The sequence below is a fragment of the Bradyrhizobium sp. SZCCT0231 genome, from assembly GCF_018130245.1.
Taxonomy (GTDB): Bacteria; Pseudomonadota; Alphaproteobacteria; order Rhizobiales; family Xanthobacteraceae; genus Bradyrhizobium; species Bradyrhizobium japonicum_F.
Map to the genome: position 1 here is coordinate 63,436 of NZ_JAFCKP010000002.1, position 12,127 is coordinate 75,562.

At 64.9% G+C, this 12,127-nt stretch carries 14 protein-coding genes; 12 read left to right on the forward strand and 2 right to left on the reverse strand.

The genetic code is table 11. The features are described 5' to 3' along the window. Positions 1-182 precede the first annotated feature (182 nt). From JQ566_RS07710 to JQ566_RS07720, 3 genes are all read left to right on the forward strand, one after another. The gene (locus JQ566_RS07710) at positions 183-407 is read left to right on the forward strand and encodes a hypothetical protein (RefSeq protein WP_249139317.1); all 225 of its coding nucleotides are present in this window, start codon (positions 183-185) and stop codon (positions 405-407) included. A gap of 1 nt (position 408) precedes the next feature. Beyond that, positions 409-621: a hypothetical protein gene (locus tag JQ566_RS07715; protein WP_212371647.1), complete on the forward strand. Its 213-nt coding sequence runs from the start codon at positions 409-411 to the stop codon at positions 619-621. Between the two features lie 118 nt (positions 622-739). After that, a complete protein-coding gene (locus JQ566_RS07720; RefSeq protein WP_212371648.1) occupies positions 740-1,537 on the forward strand; it encodes an adenylate/guanylate cyclase domain-containing protein in 798 nt (265 codons plus the stop codon). Between the two features lie 54 nt (positions 1,538-1,591). Here the strand turns inward: JQ566_RS07720 and JQ566_RS07725 are convergent, their stop codons facing one another. After that, a complete protein-coding gene (locus tag JQ566_RS07725) occupies positions 1,592-2,212 on the reverse strand; it encodes a TetR/AcrR family transcriptional regulator (RefSeq protein WP_212371649.1) in 621 nt (206 codons plus the stop codon). Between the two features lie 129 nt (positions 2,213-2,341). Between JQ566_RS07725 and JQ566_RS07730 the strand changes: the two genes are divergently transcribed. From JQ566_RS07730 to JQ566_RS07765, 8 genes are all read left to right on the forward strand, one after another. Continuing rightward, positions 2,342-3,139, forward strand: coding sequence for a hypothetical protein (locus JQ566_RS07730; protein WP_212371650.1), 798 nt, complete (start codon positions 2,342-2,344; stop codon positions 3,137-3,139). A gap of 61 nt (positions 3,140-3,200) precedes the next feature. Then, positions 3,201-4,157: an SDR family oxidoreductase gene (locus JQ566_RS07735; protein ID WP_212371651.1), complete on the forward strand. Its 957-nt coding sequence runs from the start codon at positions 3,201-3,203 to the stop codon at positions 4,155-4,157. Further along, a complete protein-coding gene (locus JQ566_RS07740; protein WP_249139345.1) occupies positions 4,157-4,996 on the forward strand; it encodes a DUF3108 domain-containing protein in 840 nt (279 codons plus the stop codon). Before JQ566_RS07735 ends, JQ566_RS07740 begins: the two co-directional genes overlap by 1 nt. A gap of 10 nt (positions 4,997-5,006) precedes the next feature. Further along, entirely contained in the window at positions 5,007-5,537 is a 531-nt protein-coding gene (locus JQ566_RS07745; RefSeq protein ID WP_249139318.1) for a lipocalin-like domain-containing protein, read from the forward strand. Positions 5,538-5,662: 125 nt separating this feature from the next. Next, positions 5,663-6,061 (forward strand): hypothetical protein, encoded by a 399-nt coding sequence (locus tag JQ566_RS34500; protein ID WP_249139319.1) that lies wholly within the window; start codon positions 5,663-5,665, stop codon positions 6,059-6,061. Between the two features lie 160 nt (positions 6,062-6,221). Continuing rightward, entirely contained in the window at positions 6,222-6,995 is a 774-nt protein-coding gene (exbB, locus tag JQ566_RS07755; protein ID WP_434057811.1) for a tonB-system energizer ExbB, read from the forward strand. A gap of 4 nt (positions 6,996-6,999) precedes the next feature. Then, complete coding sequence (gene exbD / locus JQ566_RS07760; RefSeq protein WP_212371654.1) at positions 7,000-7,425, forward strand: TonB system transport protein ExbD; 426 nt, start codon at positions 7,000-7,002, stop codon at positions 7,423-7,425. After that, positions 7,422-8,174: an energy transducer TonB gene (locus tag JQ566_RS07765; protein WP_212371655.1), complete on the forward strand. Its 753-nt coding sequence runs from the start codon at positions 7,422-7,424 to the stop codon at positions 8,172-8,174. Before exbD ends, JQ566_RS07765 begins: the two co-directional genes overlap by 4 nt. A 91-nt stretch (positions 8,175-8,265) precedes the next feature. Here JQ566_RS07765 and JQ566_RS07770 read toward each other — a convergent pair whose 3' ends face one another. Continuing rightward, entirely contained in the window at positions 8,266-11,424 is a 3,159-nt protein-coding gene (locus JQ566_RS07770) for a TonB-dependent receptor domain-containing protein (protein ID WP_212371656.1), read from the reverse strand. 201 nt (positions 11,425-11,625) lie between these two features. On the opposite strand from JQ566_RS07770, the gene mntR reads away from it, so the two are divergent. Beyond that, entirely contained in the window at positions 11,626-12,102 is a 477-nt protein-coding gene (mntR, locus tag JQ566_RS07775; RefSeq protein WP_212371657.1) for a manganese-binding transcriptional regulator MntR, read from the forward strand. The last annotated feature ends 25 nt before the right edge of the window (positions 12,103-12,127 follow it).

The window sequence follows — 12,127 nt, forward strand, 5'->3', positions numbered from 1 at the left end:
CCCGGACGCTGTGCCGTCTGCGACGGCAGGTTCGGTCTCGTCAGGTATTATGCATGGCGCAAGCCTCTGTGCTCGAAGACGTGCGTCGAGCGCTTCGCGACGCGCCGCCGGGACGATCGCGACTGGCTGGGACGTCTCCCGATCGCCTTCGAAACAGCTCCAGAGAACCGCGCGAGGATGCCATGACGCCCCAGATGTCACGACGAGGCAAGCAATATATGGAAACGGCGCAGAGCCTGCTGCGCGCGGCGCGGAGCATGACCGACGAGGTGGTTGCGACGCGGCTGAAGCTGCTGGCCGATGATTATCAGCGGCGCGCCGAAAAGGCCTCGAGCGCCGATGCCGCCAAATCGGTGACGCGCTCGGCCGCAAGAGCGGAATACGACTGGTCGAAGGAGCTCGCGTGAGATGATCAGGATCATCGCCGTGCTCTGCAGCCTCTCGTCGCCGACGAACTGTCGTGAACAAATCGTCACGACCTCGGATTTCGCCGACGTGACGATGCAGTCCTGCCTGATGGGCGCGCCGCAGCTCGCCGAATGGATGGCGCAGCATCCGGCCGAACGTCTGGCCGCATGGCGCTGCACGATCGGCAAGCAGGGCGGCGGCGGAGGAATTTAGGACGCGAGCTTAGGGCGCGGCGGGCGGCATGGCGGGTTGGCAGCACTGTTGCCAACGCCGGGTAGTGCGACTACGCTTTGCGAAAAGCTACGCCCAAACGGTCTTTGGCCGCACGTTCATGCCGAAATTCCTTCGCATCGGGGTCCATCAGTCGAACGTCTCGGGGTACACGTCGAAGGCGTGGTGCGTCAGGCGCGTTGGCTCGGCGGTCTTCCTGAAGTGGGGCGCCGTGGAGGTGCATGGCGCCGGCGATGGGCGCAAGGTCTATTGGTCGCGTCTGCCGCAGGAGAAGACCGTTCGTTGCGGCTCCGCGCAGCGCGCGCAGGACTACACCAATGCCGCGATCGCGCGGCGCCGCAATCATCGCTACGAGCCGCTGACCGGACCCATCGCGAACCGGCGCCCGTCGGCCGCACGCAGCACCGAGCTCAAGCAGGCGCTCGCCACCATCCTGATCGTCGACATCGTCGGCTCCACCGCGAAGGCCGCCAAGCTCGGCGATGCGCGCTGGACCAAGGTGATGGGCCACTACTACGCCGCCGTCCGCAAGGAGCTGAAGAGCGCGCGCGGCAAGGAAGTCGTCACCACCGGCGACGGCGTGCTGGCGACATTCAGGAAGCCCGCCGCCGGCATCGCTTGCGCGACCGCGATTCAGAAAGCCGTGCGCACGCTCGGCCTCGAGATCCGGGTCGGCCTGCACGCCGGCGAATACACCATCAGCGGCGGCGAAATGGTCGGCCTCGCCTTCCACATCGGCACCCGCGTCGCGGCGAAGGCGCGCGCCGGCGAGGTGCTGGTGTCGAGCGCGGTGAAGGAGCTGATGACGGCGCAGTCCGCGGTGAGCCTGCGGGATCACGGCGTGCACCGGCTCAAGGGTGTGCCGGAGCGGTGGAGGCTGTGGCGGGTGGAGGGGTGAGGGAGCCTAGACAGCCCTCGCGAGGGCTGCGCCCGGGGAGAGGGCTCCGGCCATTCAAGTTTCCGATTTCATGTTGGCGAAACAGTCCCGCAAATAAGCGGCAAACGGGCGCCTTCCCTCGTCCTGGCTCCAATTGTCAATGGCAAGGCGAAAGGCTCCGATGGACATCATCGCAACAATGCGCAGTGCCGGTCGCCGCTTGGGCTGCGGCCACATCGCGCAGAGCGCGTCGAACACCGCCTGCTCCTTCTGCGCGTATTTGGTGGCCTCTCGGGCGCGAAGCGTCTCATTGGCGCGGATGAACCGGTCGATCTCCATCATTTGTTTGCGGGCCTGAACGGTTTCGTAGGACGCTGTGAGCTTTACCAGCGCGTTCTTGACCGCTTCGAGCGGTGTCTGCTTGGTTGATTGCTCCAGAATGGCCCGCCGTATGGCTTCGGCAAGGCCGCCTTGCCAGGCCAGGATGATGTCTTCCTTCGACTTGAAATAGTAGAAGAAGGTCCGACGCGAGATTCCTGCTTCCTCGGCGATAGCGTCAAGTGTCGTCGCCTCATAGCCATTTCGAAGGAAGAGCCTCAGCCCGGTGTCCGCGATGCGTCGCAACGTCTCGCGGCGCTTTTGCTCCCTCAGTCCTTCCCTCTTCGGAGATGTGTCCTCTCCGGCTTGTTTCGACATGAAATGGCCTCATTAAAAATTACACTTAGTGCGATAATTTTTCGCATCAAGTGCGAAGTTACTGCACGTGCGGTCGAGCAGCAAGGTTCGGCCGGCTCGAGGCGTCCAGACCAAACGAAGTGGATCAAGATGACTGCGGACATGGACGGTCCGGCGAACGACCGGGATGCCAATGCCTCGCGCTGCGATTGCTCTGGGGCCGAGCCTGTTTCGCTGCAACCGGAGTTCGGGAAGGGCCAGCGCATGCGCAGCTCCGGCAATATCGAGCTTCTTCGCCGTAGCCGCGCCGGTGACGTCGCCACCGGCCATCGCCGAAATGCGGTGCACCGGCCTCGCCGTGCAATCGGCAGGCCACACGGCCTGCAAACTGCCGTCCGGGCAGCACGCGACGTGCGAGCCGGTCATCCCGCCGAGCCTCGCGCCGATGGCGTGGTGCAGGTCTCGCGTGGGGAACGTGACGAGCGTCGAATCGTCACCCGGAGCCTTGCCGGCGCGGTCAAGGCAATGCGGTCGCCGTACCTCGGCAACATCGGCATCCTCATCCTGCTGTGCGCCATCTCGTTCCATCCCTGCTTCGATCTGGCGAAGGTCGTTTCAAACAGTTTCCTGTGCCTCGGTGCGAAGGCGGCGTTCGCCGCGACCGTCAATCTCGTGGTGGACGAGTGGACGCCGACGATCCAGGCCTTTCTGGCCGGCCGCCTTCTGCGCTGGATCGGTCTTAGCCTGCTGCTCGCGCTGCTTCCCGTGCTGACCGTCATCCGCGCCGGGGTGCCGGCGCAGGTGCGGTCATTGGCCGCCCGCATGCTCGTTCGGCTGCGCGGTGCCCTGAGAGCTTCGCTGCGGCCGCTGAAGCGCGCGGCGCCGCAAGGCCGCAGTGCAGGCGCCGTTCACGAGAAGGTCAACACTCTCAGGCGGTACGAAGCTTGAAAATTACACTAAGTGTAATTTAATGCACCGGACGTGATGTTGTGCCGTGGGAGGTGGCCCGATGCCCGGCTGGAATGCGAGCGATATTCCGTCACAGCGGGGGCGCTCCGCCGTCGTGACGGGTACGGGTGGCCTCGGTTACGAAGATGCGCTCGCGCTCGCGTGTGCCGGAGGCGAAGTGATCATTGCGGGCCGCAATGCCTCCAAGGGAATCGACGCCGTCGCGCGCATCCGATCCCGTCAGCCGAAGGTGAACGTCCGGTTCGAACAGCTCGATCTTGCGGATATTCGTTCGGTTCGGGCCTTCGGCTCCCGTTTGCGCGCCGAACGGGACAGTCTCGACCTGCTCGTCAACAATGCCGCGGTCATGACGCCCCCCATCCGGCAGATGACGGCCGACGGGTTCGAGCTGCAGTTCGGCACGAACCACCTCGGCCATTTCGCGCTGACGGCCGAGCTTCTCCCGCTGCTGCGAAAAGGCGTTGAGGCCCGTGTCGTCACCGTTTCCAGCGTGGCCGCGCGCGGCGGAGCGATCGAGTTCGACAATCTTCAGGCTGAGCGTCGCTACGAGCCGATGCCGATCTACAGCCAGTCCAAGCTTGCGAACCTGATGTTTGCGTTTGAGCTGCAGCGGCGGAGCCGGACATTCGGCTGGGGCATCACCAGCGTTGCGGCCCATCCCGGCGTGTCGCGAACCGACCTGATTCCGAATGGCGGCGGCAGGATGAGCCTCGCCGGCCTGGCGCGGAGCGCCCTGTGGTTCCTGTTTCAGCCGGCGGCGCAAGGTGCGCTGCCGACGCTGTTCGCGGCGACATCGCCGGACATTGTCCCCGGCGGCTACTACGGGCCGGACAAGTTCGGCGAAACGCGCGGTTCGCCGTCCGTGGCGCACGTGCCGCCACAGGCCGATGACGACGCCGTTGCGTCTCGTCTGTGGGACGTCTCGGCAAGACTGACCGGCGCGAGCTTCGCGACGGAGTCGTACCGCACCCACGCGAGGACAGATCCGTGCACGTGATGCGGCCTCGCGCAGGTATGATGCGCCTTGCGCTATCCGGGCTCGGTGCCTGCTGGGTCGTGCTCGCCATCCCGGGCCCGGCGGCCGCGGATGGCGATATTCGCGCCTCATACGCCGTCACGCTCGTCGGCCTGCCGTTGGCGAACGCGACGCTCGATCTGGCGGTTCGCGGCAACGTCTACACGGCCCGCGTCACCTATCAGAGTGCCGGCGCAACCAGGCTCTTGAGCGATGCGGCCGGCGTGGCGGCATCCAGCGGCGCATACAGGGACGGCCGCCTGATCCCCGCAGGCTTCGATCTTGATTATCGGAACGGCCGGCGCAGGCAAAAAGTCACCCTCGGCATGACCGAGGGCGTCGTCAAGACAATGACGATTGATCCTCCGCTCGAGCTGACATCGGATCAGCCCGCGATCGAAGCAAAACACCTCAATGCAGTTGCCGATCCCCTGAGCGCACTTCTCATCCCGGCCGGGAGGGGTGAGGACAAGGCGCAGATCGATGCTTGCGATCGGACCTTGTCGATCCTCGACGGCTTGCGCCGCTACGATGTCCGTCTCGAGCTGCAAGCCACCGGCTCCACCGACCGCAAAGGCTTCTCGGGGCCGACGACGACCTGCCGCGTCGTGCTGAAGCCATTGGCCGGGAGGATCGGCGGAGGCGCAAATGCGAGGGCGGCAGGTGCGGATCCGAGTCAGATCGAGGTCACCTACGGCCGAGCCGTTACACTCGACCTGCACGTTCCGATCTCGCTTCGCGCTCAAACGCGGTATGGCGCCGTCAGCGTTGCCCTGAGGGAATTTGCCGACGGCGGTCCGAAACCCGGCGCACCTCGATGAAGCTGAGCAAATGGTCGCCTGGCAGGACGAAGCAGGGGACTGCAACATGACACGTCGAAATCTGATGCTGGTCGCTTTGGGAATTTGCCTGATGAGCGCTCCTGTCAACGCAACGCCGCCCAACAAGGTGCTCGGCGCCTGGAGTATGGTCTCCGCCCAGATCGATCCCGAAGGCAAGAACCTGCCGGCGTATGGCGTGCGGCCGAGCGGGCTTTTGACCTTCACGCCGGACATGCACTACATCGCGGTGATGACGGATTCGGACATCCCGCGCTTTGCCTCCAACGTGCGGGGTGGGGGCACCGACGCGGAAAACCGCGCGGCCATGGCAGGCAGCATCGGCTTTTTCGGCACCCACACGGTCGATGAGAACGGCGAGTTCAGCGGCAACAACGTTGAAGGCTCCACGTTCCCGAACTGGGTCGGCAGCGTTCGGACGCGGAAGGAATTGCGTATGGTGGTCGACGGCGACCTCATGACCGAGAGTTTTCAACGGCCTGACGGCACGAAGATCGTCATCAGGTGGCAGCGGGTCCGCTAAAGCATGATGGTGTGCCGGAGCGGGCCGACCACCTTCTTTTGCCGGTTCGATTCAAAATCTTACGTACGGCCTTGCCCATACTCTCGCCTCCGCATTCCGTGTGGACCAGCGTTTGAAATACCGTAATGCGGTCTTCCGTTTCCGCGACGGACGAACGGGTGCTAATCGCTACGGGACGCTACATCGGCGAAGGTTTCGATGATGCCCGGCTCGACACGCTCCTTCTTGCTTTGCCGATCTCATGGAAAGGGACGCTCGCACAATATGTCGGACGTTTGCATCGGTTGTATCCGGCCAAGCGCGAGGTCGTCGTCTATGACTACGTCGAATCCATTGGCGGGCCCGGCAGGACTCGAACCTGCAACCTGACCGTTATGAGCGGCGTGATGAAGCTCAGCTTCGTTGATTTTGCTGTGTTTTCGTTTGAATTCGATCGCGTTCGCCACGTTCTGTTGATGTCGTTTCTGGTGCGAAACTGGTGCGGGACAGGGCGCATTGCTGGCGCGCGTGCCGTCGCATTCTAGCATTTGCAGCAAGACGTAGGTGATGCTACAGATTACAGTTAAGGCACTTACATGAACTGCTGAAAGGCTGAATTCAATGCAAATTCGCACACCTTCGCGCCGCCGCTCCGGTTCGACCGATCGGGCGGCAAATGCCGCCCTCTGCGTCCCGACAGCAGTCATGTTCTGCCTGATCGGAGCGATGGGGCCTGCGCTCGCGCAACAGGGCTCCGAGAGCACGGTGGCAGCTGCCGCGATACTTCCTCGCGATCTCAGTCCCTGGGGCATGTTCACGCAGGCCGACATCGTCGTGAAGGTCGTCATGGTCGGGCTCGCTTTCGCCACGTTGGTTACCTGCACCGTCTGTCTGTCCAAGACGGTTGAACTGTTCAGCGCGCGGCGAAATGTGAGGCGGGCCCTGCGCGATCTTGCTATGGCGCGGAGCCTGGACGAGGCGGTGAAAGCCGTCCGCGAGGGACCCGTGGCACGGTTGCTCGAGGGTACTGTCGCCGAACTTGATCTGAGCACCGATCGGATGGACAGGGAAGGAATCAAGGCGCGGATCGCTTCCCGTCTGCAGCAGATCGAGGCGGCTGCAGGCCGGCGCATCGCTTTCGGCACGGGTGTGCTGGCGACCATCGGAGCAACCGGTCCCTTTGTGGGCCTGTTCGGCACGGTCTGGGGAATCATGAACAGCTTTATCGGCATCTCGAAATCCCAGACCACCAACCTCGCGGTAGTTGCGCCCGGCATTGCAGAGGCGCTGCTGGCGACCGCACTCGGGCTCGTCGCTGCTATCCCGGCGGTGGTGATCTACAACCTGTTTGCGCGCCAGATCGGTGCGTATCGCGCGCTGCTCGGCGACGGCTCGTCGGAAATCGCGCGCCTTGCGGCCCGGGATCTCGATGGCGGCGCTATCGCGCCCAAGCGACTACGGCTCGCGGCGGCGGAGTAAGTTGATGGCGATCAATCTCAATCAGGCCGGCGGCGATCTCGCCGAGGTCAACGACATCAACGTGACGCCGTTCATCGATGTCATCCTCGTGCTTCTCATCATCTTCATGGTTGCCGCGCCGCTTGCGACCGTCGATATCGCCGTCGACCTGCCGGCGTCGAATGCCCAGCCGCATCCGCGTCCGGACAAGCCGGTCTATCTCACCGTCAAGCCGGATCTCTCCTTGTCGGTCGGCGACGAGACGGTCAGCCGTGCCGCGCTCGCCGGCGTGCTCGATGCAGCCACCAACGGTCAGAAGGACGCGCGAATTTTTCTTCGCGGCGACAAGATGGTTCCCTACGGCGAGATCATGCGGGTCATGAATGGGCTGCGCACGGCCGGCTATCTGAAGGTGGCGCTGGTCGGGCTGGAGCAGACGACCGAACCATGAAGCGTCTCGCCGCCGAAGATGCGTCGGATCTGAAGCGCTGGACCTACAGCAGCCTCGTCGTCCTGACCATGTACAGTGCACTCGCTGCTTCGCTCGCGACGTGGCAACGGCCCGACGATCTCGAGCCGGCCGAGCCGGCCGGCGCCGTGGTGGTCGATCTTGCGCCGCTGCCCGCCGCGCCGTCGACCACGCCGACCGACATGCCGCCCGGGCCGGAGCAGGCGATGTCCGAGGCGCGCCCCGAGGCGAAGCCGGAGGTCGCACAGCCCGACGATGCGCCCGAGCTTCCGCAGGCTGCCAATCCGGAAGCCGTCGTCGATGCGCGAACCAAGGCGCAGCCCGACGCCGCACCGGAGCAGCAGGCCGCCGCGGCGACGTCGGCGCCGCCGGCCGTGTCGGAACGCATCGCGCCGGCGGCTGCAGCGCCGACCCAGGGAACGCCGAACCTGAAGGATACGCAGGCGGTCGCGACCTGGCGTTCGCAGATCCAGGCACTGGTCGAGCGCAACAAGCGCTATCCCGAAGCTGCCCGGTCGCGCCGCGAGCAGGGCATTGCGCAGGTCCGCTTCACGCTGGATCGCAACGGGATGGTTGGCGATGCGCGGGTGATCCAGGGTTCGGGTTCGGACGCGCTGGACGGCGAAGCCATTGCACTCCTGAAACGCGCGCAGCCGTTTCCTGCGCCGCCCGATACGTTTGTCGGCGACGTCGTGGTGGTCAGGCTGCCGATCCGGTTCACCGTCAAGTAAGGACTGCGCTCCGTTTCGCGCATCCTTTGACCGGGGTGAAACTGAACGGCAGCAGAGATGGGGCGCAGGTCCAATCGAACCTGATCCCGCTTTAATCCCAGGCGGTCGTCGTGCCGAACTTGTAGTTGACGCCGAGGCGGACGGAGTCCGTCCTGACCTGCGCATCGGAATCAAACGACGTTGCCATGCCGGCGGCCATGTTCGGCGTGGCGCGGAATGAACCGAGATCGGCGTGAAGATACTCGACCCGTCCGGTCCAGTTGCCGACCAGCCTGCTTTCCAGCCCGGCGCCGACGGCCCAGCCGAAGCGGAATGTGTCGACATTGAACGGCGACGTCGTCGCAGTCCCGGTCGCGGTGAAGCCTGACACCGTTCCCGATGAATTCACGGTCCCGAACGGAACGCCGGCCGTGACATAGGCGAGGGTCGCAGGCGTCACCGCGACGCCGACGCGGCCGCGCAGCGAGGCCATCCAGTCGAGCCGATAGTTCATGCTGGACGTCATCGGCGCATCGAGCGGGAGCAGCGCTGCATTGCAGGCTGCTGTCGGGCACGTGGTCGTCGACCGGCCGTGCTGGTTGGCGTAGACGAAATCGCCTTCGATGCCAGCCACCATCCGCCCCATCGTCCAGTTGTAACCGGCCTGGACGCCGAGTCCTGCATGATCGAGCCCGGCGCTCGGGCGTTCGCCATAGAGCGGGGTCTGGCTGGCATTGTCGATGAAGCCCGCATAGGTCTTTGCGGCACCCCACGAGTATCCGGCGCTGCCGCCGGCATAGAAGCCGCTCCAGTCCCACGATACGGCGGACGGCGCCTGACGGAAGGTCGATGGTGTATCCTGCTCGCGCGCGGCGCCAATCCTCGTGTTCGCGGGCGCATCGGCACCATATTTGACGTTGAGGAACAGCTTGACCGTCCGGCCCGGCTGCAGGATCTCGTCCTTGTGGAACTGCACGGAGTTGCGGATGTCGGCATTGAGAAGATTGTCGCCGACCAGGCCGGTTGCCAATTCCACCGCTCCCCAGGGAGAATCCTTCCAGCGCTGCCGATGCTCGATCTGGAGCTTGAGCAGATTGTAGCCGTCGGTCGGCGTGTCGAATTGCGCAAAGTCGTTCTGCCTGAAGGCGTGCAGCAGGTTCAGGCGCGCATACCAGGCGTCGCTGCGCCAGTACACGCCGCCACCGAGCCGCATCGGCGGGATGCGCGGCACGTTGCTGCCGTCCGTGAAGGTGGCGCGCACCATGTCGAACTGGCCTTCCAGTCCGAAAATGCCGCCGGAGAGCGGCGACACATCCCATTGCCATGACAGTTCGCCACCGCGGAAGATCGCGTCGCGCTGGGAGTAGGCGACCTGGATGTAGTCACCGGTCCCGCCGGCCGCGCAGGTCGCAAATGTCGCCCCGCAGAAATTGCCGGTCGCCTGGCCGAAGATGAACCTGTCGTAGCGGGTGTAATAGAGGTTGGCGTCGAACCTGACATCGCCGAGCGTTCGCTTCAGGCCGATCTCCGCGGTGTTGGCGGTTTCGAGCGAGAGGTCGGGATTGCCGATCTTGAAGGTTTTCTCCGAGTCGTCGGGGCCGCTTGCGAACAGTTCGAGTGCGCGCGGCGCACGCTGGATCCGCTGCAGCGTCAGGCTCGCCTGGAGATATGACGGAAGATCCTTGATCGCCCCGAAGCTGAGGCTGGTCGGGAGGAAGCTCGATCGGGATGGCGAGCTCGAAGGTTCGTTCGGCGGCGGAAGGTAGCTCGATGGAAATCCGAACGAGGTGCCGGCAACCTCGACGGATTCGATGCGGGCGGCGAACTGGGTTCGCACCGTATCGGTGTGCCTCAACTCCTCGAACAAGTACCCGGCGGCGGTCGTGGTCTGCGCCGGAAGCAGGATCGCCTGGCCGATCGTGTCGAGGCGTTGATAGGCGCCCTGCACGCCGACGATGCCGGTCAGTGCGCCGAGCGGCGTCGCTACGGGTTGGCTCTCCACCTCGACCTTGCCTTCGGTCTGGCGATTCTTGAACGTCGCGCCGATGGTCTGGAAATCTCCGAAAGCGGTCTGGTTGAGAGCGACCTCGTCGTGGCGGTAGTCGGAGTAGCCGAGCCAGTAGCGGACGGCGGCCACCGCCATTGCATCCGGACGATACTCGCCCTTGCTCATGATCTTGGTCTGCTCGAGATTGTTGTGCTGCTGGCTCTCGGACGTGGCGATGCCGGGGACGTGGTAGTCGCTCGTGAAGCGGGAGATCGACAGGCCTGCATATCCGCCGTCGAACAGATAGGAACCGCCGATCGCCGCGCCCGCGCTCTGCATCGACGAGTTCGGCTGCCGCCCGGTGAAGGCCGGCGCCGGGCTGGGCGGCGCGAGATAGGGGTAGCTCGGGATGCGATAATCCTGCGCGCCGCGGCCGTAAACATCCGCGTGCACGGCGGCGTTGCCGGCACCCGCGTCGAGCAGCAGGCCGCTTTCCCAGCCGTTGTCGACCGAGGTGACGGCCGACCGTAGCTCGGCGGCCATTCCGCCGACCGGCGCGGCAGTCGGAATCCGGTTGTTGGTGACGTCGACGATGCCGCCCACGGCCTGGGAGCCGAAGCGCAAGGCGCCGGGCCCGCGAAAAACCTCCGTCCTCTGCAGCGCCAGCGGATCGAGCGGAACGGCGTGGTCCTGCGCGATGTCGGAGACGTCGACGCTGCCGATGCCGTTTTCCTGGATCCTGACCTTGGCGTCGGACAGGCCGCGTAGAACGGGGCGCGAGGACTGGGTCGAAATACCGGCCGAGGTTGCTCCGGGTGCGGTGAAAAACAGATTTCCGAAGCTCGGGCTCGTGCTCGCCTGGATCTGGTCGCCGGTCAGCGCCGATGGCGCGAAGGGCGGAGGGCTGGATGCGACCGCGGGCGGCGTTGCCGGTGCGCTGCGTGTTGGGGTTGGCCGGCCGGTCGGCTCATTGCGCGTGGCACGGCGCGCCGGCCTTGGCTGCCGAGCTTCGACCGTAACCTGAGGAATGTCGACTTCTGCCGGACTGCCGGCCTGTGCCGGCCGCTCCGCGGTGGCTGGCGAAGCGGGTGCCGCGGGCGTTGCGGACGGCGGCGCGTTCGATGGATCCGGCGTCGCCGACGGCTCGGACTGGGCGGCGGGCGGCGCTGACGGGCCGCCGGTCGAGGGCGGGGCGGCCTGCTGGGCTGCCGCGATCCCGTGCAAGCAGATCAGGGCGACCGACGTCGTGCCCAACAGGGACCGACGAGCAACGCAAACACGCATCCTGACCTCCAACACCGTCAACAGCCTTAGTAAAGGCACCAATATGTAGCTCAAGCTACAATTGAAGGGCTTGGATACTAAGTCAAGGTGGGGTTGCTGCAATTGCGAAGCTGTTGCAAGAAAGCGACAGGGCAAAACCGCCGGCTTGCAATGTCCTGCTGGGGAGCCCATGGTCCGTCGGCCATCAATACGGATTCTCCAATGAGCCGGAAGGCTTCACCGACTCGCAATCCCTTGCTGCATGCCCTCCCGACGGAACAGGCACAGGCGCGACGCTTTGGGAAGGCCCGTACGGCGCGGTCGACGGCGATCCTGGAGGACTATGTCGAGTTGATTGCCGATCTGATCGAATCGACGGGCGAAGCGCGCGCCACCGACATCGCGCGACGACTAGGGGTGTCGCATCCCACCGCGATCAACACGATCGCCCGGCTGAAGCGCGAGGACCTCGCCACGGCGCGCCCCTACCGCGGAATTTTCCTGACCGAGAAGGGTGAAGCACTCGCAAGGCGGGTGCGTGCGCGGCACCGTCTCGTTCTCGAAGTGTTGCTTGCACTCGGCGTGCCAAGGGAGACCGCCGAAGCGGATGCCGAAGGCATAGAGCACCACGTATCGGAGGGGACCCTTAAGGCCTTTTCGGAGTTCCTCAAGGAATCTCGGGTCAAGAAGGCGAGTTGACAGAAGTCTCGCTGCCGCAAGATGC